Here is an 18,871-nt window from a genome sequence, read left to right on the forward strand (position 1 = left end):
TACCAAAAACCAGGCACCTGCGCCTAGAGTGAGGACTCCTCAAACTCAGCTCAAAACCCTTATTCGACAAGGGTTTTGAGCCAAAATCGCCAGAACCCGGTTACATCCGTTTGGGCGCGGAAACACCCAAAACCGCCAGGCCGTTCGCCAACACGGTCGCCACAGCCACGAGCAAGGCTACACGCGCGGTTTTCAAGGCCAGGTCGTCGATGCGCACTCGCTCGGCATTGTAGAAAGCATGGAATGCGCCAGCCAGCTCACGAAGGTAAAAAGCGATGTGGTGTGGCGCCAACTCATCGGCAGCCTTGGACAAAATGTCCGGGTAAGAAACCAACGTTCTGAGCAAAGCAAGTTCAGATGGCGCACCCAGAAGGGCCAAATTGGCGCTGTGAACCGTTGCCAAATCCACTTCGGCCTGATCGAGAATGGAATGAATCCGGGCATGGGCATACTGCACGTAATACACCGGGTTTTCATCGGATTGGGCCAAGGCCAGATCAACATCGAACACGAACTCGGTGTCGGCTTTGCGGCTGACCAGGAAAAAACGCACGGCGTCGCGGCCTTTGACGAGCGCCTCTGGCTGTTCCAGCATAGGCTGGCTTTCATCCACCCCGCCCGACCAGCAAATCAGGTCGCGCACGGTGACATAACTGCCGGCACGCTTGGAAATTTTCACTTCCTGACCGCCCTTCATGACAGTGACCATTTTGTGCAGTACGTAATCGGGGTAGCCCTGCGGAACACCCACATTGCATGCCTGCAAGCCAGCGCGCACGCGGGCAATGGTGCCGTGGTGGTCGGTGCCCTGCACATTGATTACCTTGCCAAAGCCGCGCTTGAATTTCTGGATGTGATAGGCCACATCGGGCACAAAGTAGGTGTAACCACCTTCGGATTTGCGCATGACCCTGTCTTTGTCATCGCCGTAATCAGTCGAGTGCAACCACAGTGCCCCGCCTTCTTCAAAGGTTTTACCAGAAGCAACCATCAGCGCCACTGCGTCTTCTACCTTGCCCTCGGAGTAAAGCGAGCTTTCAAGGTAAAACTGATCGAATTTCACACCAAAGGCTTGCAAATCCAGGTCTTGCTCGGCGCGCAAGTACGCCACAGCAAAGGCGCGAATTGACTCCAGGTCTTCCACATTGCCATTGCCTTTCACTGGTTCACCGTCAGCGGCCTGCACTTCCCGGCCAGCCAGAAAATCAGTAGCGATATCGGCAATGTAATCGCCGTTGTAGGCACTTTCGGGCCATTCAGCATCGCCGGGTTTAAACCCTTTGGCACGGGCTTGAACTGAAATCGCCAAGGTTTGAATTTGCACCCCGGCATCGTTGTAATAGAACTCTTTGTGAACCTTCCAGCCCTGCGTTTGCATGGCTGCCGCCATGGCGTCGCCCAATGCAGCCTGGCGACCATGGCCTACGTGCAGCGGGCCGGTGGGGTTGGCCGAGACAAACTCGATGAGTACAGTTTCGTCAGCATGGGCCTGTGATTTACCAAATTCCGGACCTTGCTTCAGTACCTCGGCCACCACAGCAACCCGGGCTTGCTGGCTTAACCGAATATTGATAAAGCCTGGGCCTGCCACCTCAACAGCGTCGACCAGCCCCGCACATGACGGATTGGCCTTCACATGGTCGGCCAGCAATTGCGCGAGTTCGCGTGGGTTGCGGCGCGCGGGCTTGGCCAACTGCATGGCCAAATTGCAGGCTGCATCGCCGTGGCTGGCGTCTTTGGGCTTTTCCAGCGCCGCCACGCCCTCGAAGGGCTGATTAAGGGCAGCAGCAGCGGCCGCTTCGAATGCGGCGATCAGTGTGTTTCGTTGTTGGGCAAGCATGTGGAGGCGTCGGGGCAGTGTTGATGAGCTAAGCCCCTGATTGTACCAAGGATTCCACGCAAGGTACTTGAACCAACAACATGCCCAGCCTTTGAATTATTGGTAAGCGCCGGGTTCCCGCAACACCAACAGCACATGGCGCGTCGAACTGCGTACCTCCGTCGAAGGGCGAACCTCAACAACACACGAGCGGCTCACCCCGTTGGGGTCGAGGTACTGGAGTTGAACCGAAGCATTTTGCCACTTCATAATGGCCTGGGTTAACTTGCGCACGCCACTTGATCCAAATGTCGCGACAGCAAACCATTCGGGATCTGCATTCAATATTGAATCCGGATCTCTATTGAACCTGTTCCCGAATGCATCATTGACATACACAACACTACACGTGTCAGTGGATTCTGCATTTAATTCAAGCAAAACAACGGGTGATTCACTAAGCGCAAGTGCCTGCTCGGCAAAGGACAGTTGCTGCTGGTTTCTGTGTTGACTTGTAACGTCATTAATTACGCAGTAAGACGCGTTGTGCCCACGAATAAACTTTGTTTTGATTAGTTTACCGGTGGTGGGCACATACAGTTCATACGACTCGGACGCACCTTGATATCTCATTTCCGAAAGCGCCTTCGACAGCGCTGCCGGGGTCAGCCCGGGAAGCAATGTTTGTATTGATGTGCCAGCAACAAAACCACTTACAGCACCCAAAATACATTTGCGGGCTGCTGAATTGGCAAAAACCACCAAGTTCGAGTTGTCGAATTCAAGCAAGCCATCGCTCATATTCTGGAGAATCAAATCTCGAGTGAAAGAATTGGTTTCAGCGTCCAACCTGGCGGCTCTTGGCTCGGTCACGTCAATCAGAAAAACACTTAGATTAGGCTTCTCGCCAAGTACGGTGTCGACATTTAACAGGATCTGATACCAGTGTGTAAGCCCAAATTGTTCCCGTTTAAATTCAAGTCGCTCTGATGAACAGCTTTCCAGGCATCGCGAAAGAACGGCCTTCAACTCACGCCCAGAGAATATTTCCAGCGCGACAAGCACCTCATCCAGAGGTGGTGCGTGGCCCAAAAGGCCAATCGTTTTACGAAGCTCGGGCGCTATGTATATTTGACCAGTTGCTCCGTGACAAAAGAAACCGGGAGCGCACAAGGCTTTTGACATCGATGCGTTGTAAGCAGCGGCCAGATCCATACTCTGGGACTGCAAGTTAACAGTTAATGCTGCCAGGAACACACCAGCTGTGGATGAATCTGCACCGCCGTCCCAACTTAGTTGAACAGTGTATGTACGAAAGTAACCACCATGATTCTTGAGCTGAAGCGTTAAACTGCGCCGCCCACCATTGTCGCGTACTGCCTTGCAAGCCTGAATAAAGCTGGCGATATTGGCTGGGTGAAGAAAATCCAGCAGCCGGAAGGCCAAACTGTGGGTATCACCAACCACTTTTGCCGTGTAATCGGGGCAGATGTGAAATTCGCAGTGATCAGGAATAATCAACACCGACGATTTTGGTGCATCACGCTGCACGATGTGAATTTGCATCTCGCCACGTTTGTATAACGATGCCCCCTGCCCAGCTATTTTTACCTGTTCGCACACTTTAAGCACTGTGCCATCGGCCAGACCCATTTGATAGCTGAAAGGCTCACCAGAAGCCCTACACCTCTCTTCCAGCACGCGCTCACGATCACAGTCGAATACTTGCCTGGTAAACCAGTCTTTAACAACTGAGGTTTCTTTCGGGAAACCCAGCAAATGCGAAAGGGTCTCATCCATTACCACGCTGTCATTGACAAGAACTCGGGTCCAAACAGCGTTGAACTCCGTTCCAGGGATGGCTCTAGGCGTATTTGAGCGGCTACTTTTCAGGAGCAACAATTCGGCCATGCGACCCATTTTCTCAATGATCTGTACCTCTGAAACAGTCCATTGGCGAGGCGTTACATCGAGAATACAAAAGCTTCCAATTCGCGAGCCCGCGGAACAATACAATGGAACACCGAGATACGATCTGAGCCCCAACGGGCCTGTGACCAAAGGATTCAACTTGTACAAGGGGTCCGTTAATGTGTCTGGGATTTTGTAAGGCTCGCTACTTTGAATGGTGTGCGTACAAAATGAACCGCTTCGATCGGACTCGCAAACATTCAATCCGGTTTTCGCTTTGAACCACAAGCGATCCCGATCAACCAAAGAAATCAGACAATACGCCGCATTGAACACCCGAGATCCGAGTTTGACCAAAGCATCCAGTTCTGGCTCGGAAGGACTGTCCAACAGTTGAGTTCTGTATAAATCAGCCAACCGCTCCGATTCTTTTTGGTTGGGAAAGGCATCAGAAACGATCAAGACAAACTCACCAGAATCAGGGATTTATGTAATAACGAGCTCGGGCAGAAATCCGAGACGCGTGCTTTTTTGCGTTGCAACACTTAGCACACGTTATCGCATGAATCAATTCAATGAACTGTGTGAAATAGTAAAATTATTGCGAATGAAACAATCGTTTTCAAATTGTGGCGTCAAAAAAACAAACTACTTAATAAATTTAAATTACTTACAAAGAGACGCCCTTCTCACCGCTTCAATGTCTTCGGGCAAAGTCATGGTCAACTCATTTCTGGCCAATGCCCTTCGAGAATGCTCCAGGCAAGCCGAGCGAATGGCTGGATTGCCAAAACCGGCCATGGCAACAAATGCCTTTTGCAACCGGATAGACACCTCGACCGTGCCCGCTGCATCCCTGGCCAATCCATTGAAAGCATCATCAAACATGTCAACTTCTCGAATGGAGGGAACGCTGATGCGGTCGTACACCACCGTGTCATCCGGGTTGTTGTCCCCACTGGCCCATTGATGAAAAAGTCGTGTGGCCGTGCCAATCACGTCAATGGCAGTGCCGGGATCATTCACCGCCGGGGACAAGGCCCGGCAGGCAATCTCGCACAAAACAATCAAGCCGAATCTAGGGTCTTGGTCGTAAGTTCGCTGATCGGCCAAGTAAAAGGCAGCCGCCAATTCAGCCAGGCAATCGATTTGCTGCTGGGGTGAGCCCTGTATAAAGGCCACCGGGTTAGCCGGCGTACAAAACTTGCCTGGCAAAACGACCATTTCGATTTCGATATCAAATTTTTCAGCACAGGCTTGCAACGACGGCATGTCGACGCGTTGCAAATACCCCACCTTTGACAAGACCAGCGGAACGCCCTGCAAAGTGGTGGAATTTGAACCTGGCTTACCACCAAGATAGGGTTGCTTTAACCGGCTGACAAATGACGCGGCCACGGCCACTTCAACTTTGTCAATGGTGTTACCCATGCGACCAAGGCGGGCAATGCTGTCCATCCACCGTATGAACGTGAGGATAACCAGGGCAAAAACCAGCACACTGACCACGAACAGTGCAAACCGGCCCGCGTGCTCGTACAGGTCGTTCTGAAGGGCCACCAATGACACAGCCCCATAAATGAACACGCCGATAAAAACAGACAGGGCGTTCTGCGAGGTGTCGTCTGCCAACACCACTGAAAAGGCGCGCGGCGTGGCCGAGTTGCTGGCCGAGCTGTAGGCGGTCACCATGGCCCCAACGGCAAACATGGCAATGACCAACATGCTGGAGGTGACCAAATTCAGCATGGACTCGATGGACTCGATGCTTACATCGGGCACCCAGACAGACGCATTGGTTTGATCAGCCAATGTCGCCAAAAACGCAAAGGCAACTGACAGCAAACTGACCAGCAAGGGTTTCACCCAAAGCTTTTCGCGAATTCGGTTCCAGTGGAACAACAGGTTTTCCCGCATTGCTAAGTCCTTATTTCTTTTTGGCTACCCAGGCAAAATGCCTTTGCAAGGCTTCATCGGCGAGCAGTGTTTCGGCGCTTGAAAATTGCTTGGCCAACCGCATTTCATCATACAAATCATGAATACCATCGTGACAAAGCCTGCAAATATTGACGCCCTTGTTCAAAGTTTCTTTATCAAAGGTTTTTCTTCACCAAATCACGCATTCGGAGGGCATTCTCAGTGCCTTCACCTTCCAGCGCCTCAACAACACCGGAACCGAGGTTTCCTCAAACTGCTTGGGCAAATACATGGGCTTACTTCACGATTTGAATTTGGGCTGGGTCGACTACAAGAATTCGGGTTTGATCCGCAAATTGCTCAACCAAACCTGACACCACAATGGTTGTACCAAAAAAGAATTTTGGCAAGTCGTGAATACCTTGATAGGAATACCAAGTGGCGACACGGCCATCAATGACCACAGTCAGGTTGGCAGAATCGCGAAAATTGGTGTGTGAATTGAGATCGACTTCATCACGATCAGTGCGAAGTTTGCTGGAGCGAACTTTCATTTGAACCTGGACTTCCTGATTCAATCGGGTAAGCGCCTTCTCTGCAGCGATCGGGGCTGCCTGAACCAGGCCGATGCCCGCCAAACCGGTCAAACCCGCCGATACGCACAGGGCAAGAAGCATGCGCCGCATGTTTTACTCCAAGGCATTTGTGTGGCTTTCAGTGTATATCAGCCTACAGCCAAACGACACGCACAATCATGTACCCGCCCAAGGCCAGTAGGCCTACAAAAAATACGGTTTTGAATGTTTCTGCACTTATTAGCGTTCGGCATTTTTGCCCGGCCAATACACCTGCCATGGTGGGAATCAGGCACAAAGTGGATTCCCAGGCCGCCGCCAGTTCGAACCGCCCTTTGAAATACAAACCCACCGCCAAGGCAAAAGTGCCCACGGTGAATACAAGCCCCAAGGCTTGCAGCAATTCATCTTTGCTCATACCCAATGAATTCATGTAGGGCGCAGAGGGCACTGACGACACCCCGGTTGCCCCAGCCAAAAAGCCGGTAAGCCCACCCACCACTGGCGATGCCCAACGTTCATTGCCTGCATTCACATGCATATTGAACTTGAACAAACCCAACATGGCGTACACGAACAACACCAAACCCAATGCCAGCGTGGCATAGGCTGGCGTGCTACCGGTTAATACGCCCACGCCGAAGGCCGCACCAATGCACACCATGATCAACAGCGCACGGAACCGGCGCAAGGCTTGCAGAAAACCGGGGCCAACCAGCATTTGCCACACATTGCTCACCATGGAGGGCACCACGATTAATGCAGCCGCCTGCACGGGTGGCACAACCACGGCCATCAAGCCGATCGCAATGGGCGGCAGGCCCATGCCGGTCACTCCTTTCACAAAACCTGCCACCAAAAAAGCCAGCCCCACAACCAGGGTGTAATCGTTCACTTCCAAAATTTGTCCTTTAGATTGGTACTGGGCTGGAATTGCCGCCATCGCCCAAAGCACGCTGCATGATGAGTGTGCCCACCCAGCGATTGAATTTGTAGCCCACGTTGGGCATGCGCCCTACTTCTTCGAAACCCAGCTTGCTGTGCAATTCAGCCGAACCGGCCGTGCCCCCTTGTGTAATGACGGCCACCATTTGACGCCAAGGGCCTAGTTCACACCGGCGAATGACCTCGCTTAGCAAAGCCGCGCCGATACCCTTGCCTTTGTGGCTTGGCGACAAATACACCGAGTCTTCAACCGTGTATCGATATGCGGGCCTGGGCCTGTAAGTGGCTGCATAGGCATACCCCACAATTTCAGCGTCAATTTCGGCAACCAGGTAGGGCAACTTTGTGTTCAGTATCGCTTGCCAGCGTGCACACATTTCTTCAAGTGTGGGAGGCACCAACTCGAAGGTGGCCAGTTCATGCAATACGTAGTGCGCGTAAAGCGCGTGCACGGCAGTCATGTCAGCCAAGGTGGCATCACGAATCGTAAGCATGGTGCTTATACCCACTTCACCACTGCAGGCGCTTCGTATTCCTTGAACGCTGCCAAAAGCTTGCTGGCATCGGTGTGTGCCATCAGCATGTTGCGGTGCTGCGGGCGAATAAAAGCCTCTGCATGTGCATGGTCCAGAAATGAAAGCAAGCCATCGTAATAACCGTTTACATTCAAGACACCCACAGGTTTGTGGTGGAAACTGAGTTGCGCCCAGGTCAGGATTTCAAACAATTCCTCGAAGGTTCCCAAGCCACCGGGCAAGGCGATAAAGCCATCGGACAATTCCGCCATCATGGCTTTGCGCTCGTGCATGTCACGGGTTACATAGAGCTCGGTGAGCGCGGGGTGAGCCAGTTCTTTGGTGACCAGTGTTTGAGGAATGACACCAACCGCACGCCCGCCAAGCCTTAACACCTCTTCAGCCACAGCCCCCATCAAGCCCAAATTGGATCCGCCATAGACCAGCCCCAGCTGGTTGGCCACCAGCGCTTGGGCCAAAGCCCTTGCGCCTTCGGCATACTCGACCCGGCTGCCCGAGCTTGAACCACAGTACACACAAATGTTTTTCATAGAGGTTCAAGCAAGAAGATGGGGCTACCCCCGATCGAAGAATCAAAAAAATCTGGAATGCAATGCATTAACCCAAGCTTGGCGTGCTTTAACGGCCACTTGCGCCACTGGCTCGCCTGCTTGAGCATTGGCGATTTTATCACCAAGGAAAGCTTTGTAATGCCCCTGTTCCACTTCTGCCACAGCATGATCTACACATTGGCTTAATGGACTGTCTCCGAGCAAGTGTTGAATCAGGCGGTTCACTTGTTGCAAACGTGCTGGCTTGCGAAATACATCCACCCGATTAAAAAACTGGCCTGTCGCGGCGGCATCAAAATGGGCTTGCTGCGCGAAAGCATGACTAATCGACGCAACCACTGCCAAGTCCTCGGTATCGCGGGGCAAACGCCATGCTTTGGCAAGGGACTTGATTTGAGCAGGATTCAGGAAAAACCCCAGTGAATAAACCCAATGGTCCTCGGCATTTTGCAAACCGTTCAAGCGATCGTACTCGGGTTTATCGAAGCCGGAAAACGGCACCTGACAGCTTGGGGCCAGTTCGCCCCAGGCATTTAATTTGCCAATCAACTTCAGCATGCGAGAAGGCTTTTCTTCGCCCATGCCTTTGTGCAGCTCGGCGTAAATGCGCTCAGCCACCAAGTGTTTCAACTCGCCACTGTCGCGCAGTTCGCCGCACAGGGCCATTGTTTCTTCAGCCACTGAGAAATCAAGAAAACGCGCGAGAAAACGTGCCAATCGAAGCACGCGCAGCGGGCCTTCAGTAAAAGCGCTGCTGACATGGCGCATCAATTTGTTCTGAAGATCCTGAACGCCATTGAACGGATCGACCAGCGCACCAGTCGCACTCATGGCCATGGCGTTCACGGTGAAATCGCGCCGCGCCAAGTCTTCTTCCAGGGTGACCGAAGGGTCTGCGTGAAAGGTGAAACCCTTGTAACCATGGCCACTTTTTCGCTCGGTGCGGGCCAAGGCGTATTCTTCTTTGCTCACAGGGTGAAGAAACACGGGAAAATCTGCACCGACTGGCGTGAATCCTGCAACCAGCATATTGTCTACAGTGGCGCCGACAACAACCCAGTCTCGATCGCTGCTGGTACGGCCCATTAAGGCATCACGAACGGCACCGCCGACCACATAAACCTGCACAGTAGGCGGTAGTTGTGCGATCACGGAGTCAGTCTGAAAACCTTTTAGTTTGGGGTGAAAGGCCATGGGCAACACAGAAATCAATGTTGCCCAAGATTACCACCGAATCAAGCCAAGTGGCTTGAGGGCAAACGGGTGCGGTTGTGCTCACGCGTGTAATCAATTGACGGACCGGCAGGCACAACCCGGGTTGGGTTGATCATGTCGTGGCTGTAATAGTAATGCCGCTTGATGTGATAAAAATCGACTGTTTCGGCAACACCGGGCCACTGGTACAACTCGCGCACATAATTGGAAATGTTCGGAAAATCCTCAAGCCGCTGTCGATTGCATTTGAAATGGCCGTGGTATACGGCATCAAAACGAATCAGGGTGGTGAACAAACGCCAATCAGCCTCGGTGATTTGAGCACCCACCAAAAAGCGGTTGTTCTCAAGAATTTTCTCAATTGAATCGAGTGCCATGAACACGCCGTTGTAGGCTTCTTCGTAGGCGCCCTGTGTGGTTGCAAAACCGGCACGGTACACACCGTTGTTGATGTTGTCGTACACCAGGCCGTTGACGCGATCGATCATCGTACGCAAGTGCTCGGGGTAATAATCGTCGCTGTTCCCTGTCATTTCATTGAATGCGGAATTGAACATACGAATGATTTCCGACGATTCATTGCTGACAATTTGATTCGTTTTTTTACACCACAACACAGGCACAGTGACACGCCCCGAATAATCGTTTTTGTGGCGTGTGTAAATTTGATGCATGAACTCGCTGTTGAACAGGGCGTCGCCCGTGCTAGCCTCATCGGCATTGAAGGTCCAGCCGTTGCTGAGCATGTCAGGGCTGACCACCGACACGCCAATGTGACTTTCAAGATTTTTCAGTTTTCGGAAAATGAGTGTGCGGTGCGCCCAAGGGCAGGCCAAAGACACATAAAGATGATATCGACCACTTTCAGCCTTGAAGCCGCCCGCGCCTGTTGGCCCGGCACTGCCATCGGCGGTTACCCAGTTGCGAAGTTGCGCACTTTCGCGCTGAAATTTGCCACCACTGGAACTGGTGTCATACCACTTGTCATGCCACTGACCATCTACAAGCAAACCCATGTGTGTACTCCTTGAATTGCAACAACCAGCCTTAACCTTAGCAAAGCAGGCGCTTACAGTTGTTCAATATTCTTGAAGGTGTCGGCCACTTTTTCCCGAAGTGCAGTGCGTTGGGCATCATCCAGCCGCGCGATGTTCTTGGCCATCAGACCTGTACGCGGGTTGGCCGACAGCATTTTTTCATGCTGATCCAGAAAGCCCCAATACAGCGTTGTGAACGGGCAAGCCTTGTCGCCGATTTTTTCGGTCGGATTGTATTTGCAACCAGTGCAATAGTTGCTCATGCGTTTGATGTATGCACCCGATGCAATGTAAGGCTTGCTGGTAAATCGCCCACCATTGGCAAACAAAGCCATGCCTGCCACGTTGGGTAGTTCAACCCACTCCACGGCATCCACGTACACGGCAAGAAACCAGTCTTCGACCTGTTGGGGAACAATACCGGCCAACAAGGCAAAATTACCAATCACCATCAAGCGTTGAATGTGGTGCGCGTAGCCATAATCAAGCGTTTGACCAATGGAATCTTTCAGGCAATTCATGTGGGTTTGCCCGGTCCAGAACCACTTGGGCAAGTTGTGATTAGCCTGCAGAAAGTTGTCCTCACGCATCTTGGGCATGTCGAGCCAATACACACCGCGCATGAATTCGCGCCAGCCCAGAATTTGACGGATGAATCCTTCCGCACTGGCCACATCCACCTTGCCTGCGCGGTATGCAGCCTCTGCTTTTTGAATCACTTCAAGTGGATGCAGCAAATGCAAGTTGATAGCACTCGACACCAAGGAATGCCAGCCAAATGGCGTGTTGGTCCACATGGCGTCCTGATAAGACCCGAAATTTGAAAATCGATGTTCGATGAATGTATCAAGCGCCTGCAAGGCCTGCGCGCGTGTTACCGGCCAAGCGAAGTTTTTCAGCGTGCCGGGGTGATCCGGAAAGTTTGCTTCAACCTCAGAAAACACGGCGTGGGTTATTTCATCAGGCTCAAAAAACTCAGGGGGCGTAATGTTGCCGGGGCCAGCTTTTGGAAACGCACTGCGATTGTCGGCATCATAGTTCCATTTGCCACCGGCTGGCTCACCGCCATCCATGAGCACACCCGTGCGCTTTCGCATTTCCCGGTAAAAGTATTCCATGCGCATTTGCTTGTAGCCGCTGGCCCATCTCGCAAACTCTGCACGGCTACACAAATAATGCGTGTCTTCCAGCATGCGGAGCTTCAGGTTTTCGGACTTGGCCAGCTTTAAAAATTCCTGCTCCAGTCGCCATTCGCCGGGTTCAGCCATGTCCACACTGGTAAAGCCATGCTGTTTGCACAACGCAGCAATTTCCTGCACCAAGTTGTTTTGACCGGTGTCGCCAAGTTTGCGGTAGTGAACGGTGTAGCCGGCTTTGCGCAATTCTTCAGCAAAGTGGCGCATGGCACTGAGAAACAAGGCGATACGTACCTTGTGAACCCACACCACGGTTGACTCAACCGGTGATTCCATCATAAGGACTTCGGCTGATTCGGGAGGGTTGGCCAGGAGTGCCGGATTTTGAAGGTCGAGCTGATCGCCCAACACCACCACTGCTTTGACTTTGCTGCTCATATTATTGACTACTGCTTTTTTGGGGCTGCCTTGCGGCAGGCGTCTGAACAATACTTCACTTCATCCCAATTCTTGGCCCAGTTTTTTCGCCAAGTCATTTCCTTGCCGCAAGCCACGCAAGGCTTGCTGGGCAAATACGATTTGTTGCCCTTGTACGACTGCTGCTTACTGGCCACAACACTTACTGTTGATTGAATTTATTGCGCAGGCGCCAATCGGCAATCGACTCGCTGATGGACTCCAGGCTGGAGAGCAATACAAAGTCCTCGGAGGGCTTTTTACGCAAGGCTGTCGAAGAACCGCCACACCAGATTTCAACCATTGGTGGCAATTTCTCTCGCAACTCGGCAACGGCCTCGAGCACCGCAGGCGAGCTTTGAATGACAGAGAAAGACAAGGCCACAATGTTGATATTCTGGGCTCGGGCGGCCAACACAATGTCATACGTTGGCGTTTGAGTTCCCAAGGAAACGCACTGTGCGCCTTCCATTGAAAAAATACATTCCGCCATCAACAAACCCAAGCCATGCAGCTCATTGGGCAGGGTGGTTAACAACACCCTGGGGCCTTTGCGCGTGGAGGGAATGGTGTTCAAGGCATTGCGCAACACAACTTGAATGGTTTCGGTGTAAATGTGTTCTTCGAAAATTTCAAAGTAACCACGCGCCCAAGCATCGCCCACCATCGCATTAAGCGGAGCCACCACCTCAACCACAAAACGGCGCAAACCCATGGTGAGTGCAAGGCGCGACATGGTCTGTCGGAACTCCTCGGCGTCGTGTCGCTTGATCAATTCCATGTAGCCGTTCAGTTCATCGAGACTGTCTGGCGCCACATTCATGCGAGTGCCGGCACTGCTGACTTCAGCCAGCTTGACCAACTCATCGATGCTTAAACCTATGATTTTTCCGGGGCGATGACCGCCATCCAGAAGGCGCTTGATGACGCGAAGCTTTTCAACCTGATCGATCGAGTAAATGCGCTCGCCGAAGGAATCGCGCCCAGGTTGGGGAAAGTTGTAGCGTTTCTCCCAAACACGCAAGGTGTCTTTGGGCAAGCCGGTGTCCCGCTCGACTGCTGCAATTGAAAATGAGGGTTGGCTTAAATCTGCACGCTCATTCATACCTGAACCTGACCACGGTGAAACTTCAACATCTTTGTTTTGTCCTAGACAAATTGACTTGCCACACTGAACGAATAATAATGGAACTCAAAGCTTGATTACTAATCAAATTAGCATATTGGCTGAGATTTAACCACACATATAGAGACATTCAAGTGGAATTTATGCATTGTAAAGACAAGCGTCTGTCTAGTCCAGTCCGGGTAAACCTTGTGCACCGGTTTGCGGTCGTGACAATCGCGATGTTTGGCATTTTGCTGTGGAACTCGGCTCAGGCGTTGTCTGGCCAACAATGCCCAGCGTTGTTAAATCACCAATTCCCAAGGCTTCAAGACGAGAAGATGCTTTCCCTTTGCGATTTCAAGGGACAAGTGCTGTTAGTGGTGAATACGGCAAGTTTCTGTGGTTTTACTGGCCAATATGAGGAACTCGAAAAAGTACACCGGCAGTACAAGGAAAAAGGCTTTAGCGTGGTGGGTTTTCCATCGAGCGATTTTGGTAATCAGGAATACAAATCAAACCAAGAAATTGCGGCTTTTTGCAACAACACCTTCGGGGTGAAATTCCCGATGTTTGCAAAAACCGTGGTGAAAGGGGGATCGGCCAACCCGTTTTACAAACAATTGGCCCAAGCCAGCGGACAACAGCCCGGCTGGAATTTCCACAAATACCTGATTAACCGACAAGGACAAGTCGTGGAGACATTTAAAAGCAATGTTTCACCAACCAGCCCTGAGGTTACACAGGCAATACGCCGTGCACTCGATGCACATCCAATCACCAAGCAGTAATTATTATTGGAGCGCTTCATCATGAATGCACCGGATGGATTATTTTTACCTGACGAACAATCACGCGCAGACAAGCGAAACATTGCCATACAGCGTGTCGGCGTACGTGCGATCAAACACCCGATCATCGTTGAAACATTAGAAGGCCCCCAGCCCTCTGTGGCCACGATTGACATGTCGGTATTTTTGCCCGGCGATGTAAAAGGCACCCACATGTCGCGCTTTCTGGAAATTTTGCAATCGCAAGAAAGCGCACTGACCCCGCAAGGCATGAGGCAAATGATGCATGACATGCTTCAACGACTTGATTCGAGCGCGGGCACCATTACCATGAAGTTTCCCTACTTCGTGCGCAAGGTGGCACCCGTCTCGGGTGTTGCAAGTTTGCTGGATTATGAAGTCACGCTTGAAGCGGACAACAACGGCAAGTCCACGGATGTGTTCATGACCATGGTGGTTCCAGTGACCAGCTTATGTCCTTGCTCCAAAAAGATTTCCGAGTACGGTGCTCACAACCAGCGTAGTCACATCACAATTCGGGCTTTGGTGGCAGACGGCATTGCGGTGGAAGAACTGATCCGCATGGCGGAAGAATCGGCCTCTTGCGAACTGTGGGGCTTGCTCAAGCGCCCTGACGAGAAATATGTGACCGAGCGCGCGTACGACAATCCGAAATTTGTTGAAGACTTGGTGCGCGACGTGGCCATTCGTTTGAGAGCCAGCAAAAAGGTTATGGCCTATCGAATTGAAAGTGAAAACTTTGAATCGATCCACAATCATTCTGCGGTGGCCTGGATAGAAGAGGACAAACGTCAAGAAAAGTAAGAAGTAAGAGGTTAGTTGGCCCTGGCTTCAAAAGCCGGGGTCAAATTCATTTACTGCAGTAAATAAAAGGTTAGGATGCTGGTAAAAACCCTTGCCTTTTTTCAACACCGAGTACAAATGACCAAGAATTCAAAAGAACTGCTGCCGAAAGTCGCCATTGTAGGTGGTGGTATTTCCGGTCTTACAGCCGCTTATGCGCTACGAGACCATGCACACACCACCCTGTTTGAGGCCAATGCGTACATTGGCGGCCACACCAACACGGTTGATATTGAAGTGGAAGGCAAGCAGGTTGCCGTGGACACCGGTTTTCTGGTTTACAACGAGCGCACCTACCCCAACCTGATCCGCTTGTTCGATGAGTTGGCGGTTGAAACCGTGGAATCGGACATGTCTTTTTCAGTGTGTTTGCCCGAGCTGAACATTGAATGGGCTGGCACCAACCTGAATACTGTATTTGCGCAGCGCCGCAATTTGTTGCGCCCGCGCTTTCTGCGCATGTTGTTGGACATTGTGCGCTTCAACAAAGAAGCAACCGCCATGGTGGCTGATGCAGGTCGAGCCGCTCTTTTCCAGAGTAAGGCAAAAATGCACCTTGGTGATTATCTGGTTGAAGAAAAATACAGTGCAGAATTCCGCGACTGGTATTTGATACCCATGGCGGCGGCCATATGGTCTTGCCCCAGTGAGCAAATGCTGGCCTTTCCGCTGGCCACGTTCATTCAGTTTTGCCACAACCATGGTTTGCTGCAAGTCAACGACCGGCCCAAATGGTTCACCGTGAAAAACGGGGCACGCAATTACGTGCAAAAAATATTACCTTTCGTCGATTTGGTCCACTCGAACACACCCGTACTTGAAGTTGACACCACGGGCACAAAACCCGCCGTGAAGACAAAGCTGGGCGAGCAAGAGTTTGACTATGTCATCGTGGCCTGCCACAGTGATGAGGCGCTGGGCATGCTGAAAGGCAACGACCTGCAAAAGGCGCAGTTGCAACACATTAAGTACCAGCCGAACGTGGCCTATCTGCACACCGACGTGAAGCTGATGCCCAAAACACGGAGTACCTGGTCATCGTGGAATTACTTGAGCGATGTGCTGAATCCGCAACCGAGCGTGTCGGTGACCTATTGGAGCAACTTGCTACAACCCCTGCCTGTTGAAAAGCCGATTTTTGTGACCTTGAACCCGATTATTCAACCTGACGCGAAGCAGGTATTTCGGGAAATTCATTACTCTCACCCAGTGTTCGACGTGCCGGCGGTTCAAGCACAACAGGTCTTAAGCGAACTTCAAGGCTTGAACAATGTCTACTTGGCAGGTGCGTGGATGAAGTATGGTTTCCACGAAGATGGTCACACTTCGGGCTTGAATGCAGCGCGTGCGTTGATCGACAAACTGGCGAAAATCAAACAGAAGGCAGCTTGATGGCGCAAGAGCGTTTTCAACTCAGCAATGTAAAACTGGCTTGGGGCCTGGTGAAACATCACCGGTCACTTCCCAAGCCCAATGGCTTTACCACGGGCGCGTGCTTTGTGCGCCTGACATTCTCGACCCAGCATGAACCAAAACCAGCGCACGCTTACCCAGTGATCGATGGTCGGGGTTTGGTGTCGGTGTCTGCCAGCAATTATGGATTTGAATCCCACGCACTGAAGTTTCCTGAGTTTGTGACTGAACTGGTGTCCAAAGTTGAGGCAAAAACAGGCAGATCGCTTCAAGGTGAAGTGCATTTGCACACCTTTCCCAAAGTATTTGGCTATGTATTCAACCCAGTCAGCTTTTGGTACTTTCACGATGAAGCACAACAGTGTCGCGCTGTGATGTGCGAGGTGAACAACACCTTTGGCGAACGGCATTTTTACTTGCTCACTGCACCTGAAAGCCAGGCACCACTGAACAAGGGCATGTTGTTGCATGCCAGGAAGGAATTTCACGTTTCGCCTTTCTTCCCGGTTTCAGGGCGTTACGAGTTCAGGTTTGCCAGCAGTGCGAACCGAACCATGGCGCGAATCAACTACTTTGAAGGTCCCATTCAACAGCTCAGCACGAGTGTTAGCGGCGAACTGATGCATCCAAACACCCTGCTCTGGGGTAAAACCTTATTGAAATACGGCTGGTTTACATTGGCTGTAATCGCAAAAATTCATTGGCAAGCGGTGAAACTGCTGTTTAAAGGCGCGAAGTTTCATGGCAAGCCTGCCCCACCCCGTCAAACAATTACGCAGACTGAACTCGAAGCATGACTCAAGCCATTACTTTTTCCCAGTTTCAACTGCCCAGCCATGCACCGTCATCGGCACAGTGGACCCTGAAATTGCTGACCAAACTCAAGAAGGGACGCCTGGAGATTGTGACTCCTGAAGGCGTGCACCTGCTGTTTGGGGGCGAAGAAGACCAACCCAGTGCGAAAATCAAACTGAACTCGTGGGCTGTATGCCAGCGCGCACTGAAAGCGGGTGACATTGGTTTTGCCGAAGCCTACATTGCAGGCGAGTGGGAAACACATGACATTGCTTCGGTATTGGGCGTGTTTCTTGAAAACCGCAAAGCAGTGGAAACAGTGATTTATGGCAGTTTCCTGGGCAGTATTGCTTACAAAATCAAACATTTGTTGAATCGCAACACCAAGGCCCAGGCCAAGAAAAATATCCATGCCCACTACGACTTGGGCAACCCGTTCTACCAATTGTGGCTAGACCCCACAATGACTTATTCCAGCGCCCTTTTTGACGGCAACACCAGCCTGAGCCTGGAACAAGCGCAGCATGCCAAATACGAAGCCATGTTGAATTACCTGACACCCAAGACTGGCGAGCAGGTTCTGGAAATTGGATGTGGCTGGGGCGGATTCGCCGAGAAAGCATGCGCAGCAGGTGCCAGCCTGGTCGGTTTGACCCTGTCGACTGAACAACTGGCTTTTGCCAAAGCGCGTTTGGCAAAACAGGGTTTTGCTGAGCAGGCCGATTTCCGTCTTCAGGATTACAGGGATTGCCGTGGCCAATTCGACCACATTGCATCCATTGAAATGTTTGAAGCAGTGGGCGAAGAATATTGGCCCGCCTACTTCCAGTCGGTAAATCGCTTGCTGAAGAAAGGTGGCAAAGTGGCAATTCAAACCATTGTGATTCAAAACGAGCTGTTTGACCGTTATCGCAAAGGCACGGACTTTATTCAACAGTATATTTTCCCGGGCGGCATGTTGCCTTCACCCGCAAAATTCAGAGCCATGGCAGAAAAGCATGGATTGCGCGTGGTGTCGGAAAAAGCCTTCGGGAAAGACTATGCTGAGACATTGCGTCGCTGGCGCTCTCAGTTCATGAAAACGCTGGAGCAAGTAAAAAATCAGGGCTTTGACGATCCGTTCATTCGAACCTGGGAATTTTATTTGGCCTACTGCGAAGCTGGCTTTGAATATGAAAGCACCGATGTCATCCAGTTTTACCTCGAGAAGGTGGAAAACCAATGAAGTTGTTCCCGGCCCAGTTCATTCAACATGTTTTGCTAGGCCTGACCTTGCTGGGCACAGCGCCCCTGGCCCTGGCCAACAGCAATTTGAATGCGCCGCCCAAACAAGTCATTCAAACCATTGAAAACGCCAAGCTGATGGGCCATGGCACCTTGCGCTGGTTTGGCCTGCGTGTGTACGACGGCCAATTGTGGTCCAACACCGACCCCGAAGGATTCAACTACAAGCGCGACCCCGCATGGCTTGAACTGAAATATGCCAGAGACTTTGACGGCAGCGACATTGCCGAACGCAGCATTGAGGAAATGGAAGAAATTGGCGCGGGCACCGAGGTGCAACGCCAGGGTTGGCTGGTGAAGTTGACTTCAATTTTTCCAAATGTGGAAAAGGGGCACACCTTGAGTGCGCTATTCACGCCCGGCAAAGGCGTACTGTTTTTTCGCAATGGGCTGCCCCTGGCCAAAGTAGATGACCCGGAACTGGCCGAGGCGTTCATGGGCATTTGGTTGGACCCAAAAACCTCTGCGCCCGAAATGCGCCGCGAACTGATTGGCTTGAAGCGTTAATCACGGCCCCGCCG

At 51.7% G+C, this 18,871-nt stretch carries 18 protein-coding genes and 1 pseudogene; 6 read left to right on the forward strand and 13 right to left on the reverse strand.

Features of this window, described 5'->3' with window-relative positions:
* Window positions 1–100: 100 nt before the first annotated feature.
* The 13 genes and pseudogenes from argS to P0D43_RS15360 all read right to left on the reverse strand — a co-directional run bounded on the left by argS (window position 101) and on the right by P0D43_RS15360 (window position 13,203).
* Window positions 101–1,840: an arginine--tRNA ligase gene (argS, locus tag P0D43_RS15300; RefSeq protein WP_394672885.1), complete on the reverse strand. Its 1,740-nt coding sequence runs from the start codon at window positions 1,838–1,840 to the stop codon at window positions 101–103.
* A gap of 96 nt (window positions 1,841–1,936) precedes the next feature.
* The gene (locus P0D43_RS15305; protein ID WP_341236795.1) at window positions 1,937–3,730 is read right to left on the reverse strand and encodes a PAS domain-containing protein; all 1,794 of its coding nucleotides are present in this window, start codon (window positions 3,728–3,730) and stop codon (window positions 1,937–1,939) included.
* Window positions 3,731–4,192 (reverse strand): annotated as a pseudogene (locus P0D43_RS15310) (GAF domain-containing protein); the annotation flags it as partial.
* Window positions 4,193–4,396: 204 nt separating this feature from the next.
* Window positions 4,397–5,647, reverse strand: coding sequence for a DUF2254 domain-containing protein (locus P0D43_RS15315; RefSeq protein WP_394672886.1), 1,251 nt, complete (start codon window positions 5,645–5,647; stop codon window positions 4,397–4,399).
* Window positions 5,648–5,943: 296 nt separating this feature from the next.
* The gene (locus tag P0D43_RS15320) at window positions 5,944–6,333 is read right to left on the reverse strand and encodes a hypothetical protein (RefSeq protein WP_394672887.1); all 390 of its coding nucleotides are present in this window, start codon (window positions 6,331–6,333) and stop codon (window positions 5,944–5,946) included.
* 43 nt (window positions 6,334–6,376) lie between these two features.
* Window positions 6,377–7,117 (reverse strand): sulfite exporter TauE/SafE family protein, encoded by a 741-nt coding sequence (locus tag P0D43_RS15325; RefSeq protein WP_394672888.1) that lies wholly within the window; start codon window positions 7,115–7,117, stop codon window positions 6,377–6,379.
* A gap of 16 nt (window positions 7,118–7,133) precedes the next feature.
* Window positions 7,134–7,661, reverse strand: coding sequence for a GNAT family N-acetyltransferase (locus P0D43_RS15330; RefSeq protein ID WP_159572025.1), 528 nt, complete (start codon window positions 7,659–7,661; stop codon window positions 7,134–7,136).
* 5 nt (window positions 7,662–7,666) lie between these two features.
* Complete coding sequence (locus P0D43_RS15335) at window positions 7,667–8,233, reverse strand: TIGR00730 family Rossman fold protein (RefSeq protein ID WP_341236789.1); 567 nt, start codon at window positions 8,231–8,233, stop codon at window positions 7,667–7,669.
* Window positions 8,234–8,275: 42 nt separating this feature from the next.
* Window positions 8,276–9,448 (reverse strand): hypothetical protein, encoded by a 1,173-nt coding sequence (locus P0D43_RS15340; protein ID WP_394672889.1) that lies wholly within the window; start codon window positions 9,446–9,448, stop codon window positions 8,276–8,278.
* A gap of 41 nt (window positions 9,449–9,489) precedes the next feature.
* Complete coding sequence (locus P0D43_RS15345) at window positions 9,490–10,485, reverse strand: glutathione S-transferase family protein (RefSeq protein ID WP_394672890.1); 996 nt, start codon at window positions 10,483–10,485, stop codon at window positions 9,490–9,492.
* Between the two features lie 53 nt (window positions 10,486–10,538).
* Window positions 10,539–12,080, reverse strand: a complete 1,542-nt coding sequence (locus P0D43_RS15350) for a cryptochrome/photolyase family protein (RefSeq protein WP_394672891.1) — start codon at window positions 12,078–12,080, stop codon at window positions 10,539–10,541.
* A gap of 8 nt (window positions 12,081–12,088) precedes the next feature.
* Window positions 12,089–12,256, reverse strand: a complete 168-nt coding sequence (locus tag P0D43_RS15355; RefSeq protein WP_159572013.1) for a DUF2256 domain-containing protein — start codon at window positions 12,254–12,256, stop codon at window positions 12,089–12,091.
* Window positions 12,257–12,261: 5 nt separating this feature from the next.
* A complete protein-coding gene (locus P0D43_RS15360) occupies window positions 12,262–13,203 on the reverse strand; it encodes a MerR family transcriptional regulator (RefSeq protein WP_159572010.1) in 942 nt (313 codons plus the stop codon).
* Between the two features lie 230 nt (window positions 13,204–13,433).
* Here P0D43_RS15360 and P0D43_RS15365 point away from each other — a divergent pair, with 230 nt between their 5' ends.
* The 6 genes from P0D43_RS15365 (at window position 13,434) to P0D43_RS15390 (ending at window position 18,857) form a co-directional block, all read left to right on the forward strand.
* On the forward strand, window positions 13,434–13,994 hold the full coding sequence (locus P0D43_RS15365; RefSeq protein WP_394672892.1) for a glutathione peroxidase: 561 nt from the start codon (window positions 13,434–13,436) through the stop codon (window positions 13,992–13,994).
* Between the two features lie 21 nt (window positions 13,995–14,015).
* The gene (folE2, locus tag P0D43_RS15370) at window positions 14,016–14,819 is read left to right on the forward strand and encodes a GTP cyclohydrolase FolE2 (RefSeq protein ID WP_394672893.1); all 804 of its coding nucleotides are present in this window, start codon (window positions 14,016–14,018) and stop codon (window positions 14,817–14,819) included.
* 117 nt (window positions 14,820–14,936) lie between these two features.
* Window positions 14,937–16,250 carry an NAD(P)/FAD-dependent oxidoreductase gene (locus P0D43_RS15375; RefSeq protein WP_159572005.1) on the forward strand — a complete coding sequence of 438 codons (1,314 nt, stop codon included), beginning with the start codon at window positions 14,937–14,939 and terminating at the stop codon, window positions 16,248–16,250.
* Entirely contained in the window at window positions 16,250–17,068 is an 819-nt protein-coding gene (locus tag P0D43_RS15380) for a DUF1365 domain-containing protein (protein ID WP_394672894.1), read from the forward strand. The genes P0D43_RS15375 and P0D43_RS15380 overlap by 1 nt, the downstream gene beginning before the upstream one ends.
* Window positions 17,065–18,291: a class I SAM-dependent methyltransferase gene (locus P0D43_RS15385; RefSeq protein WP_394672895.1), complete on the forward strand. Its 1,227-nt coding sequence runs from the start codon at window positions 17,065–17,067 to the stop codon at window positions 18,289–18,291. Before P0D43_RS15380 ends, P0D43_RS15385 begins: the two co-directional genes overlap by 4 nt.
* Window positions 18,288–18,857 (forward strand): chalcone isomerase family protein, encoded by a 570-nt coding sequence (locus P0D43_RS15390; protein WP_394672896.1) that lies wholly within the window; start codon window positions 18,288–18,290, stop codon window positions 18,855–18,857. The genes P0D43_RS15385 and P0D43_RS15390 overlap by 4 nt, the downstream gene beginning before the upstream one ends.
* Window positions 18,858–18,871: the final 14 nt, after the last annotated feature.

The sequence above is a fragment of the Limnobacter sp. genome, from assembly GCF_043511195.1.
Classification (GTDB): Bacteria; Pseudomonadota; Gammaproteobacteria; order Burkholderiales; family Burkholderiaceae_B; genus Limnobacter.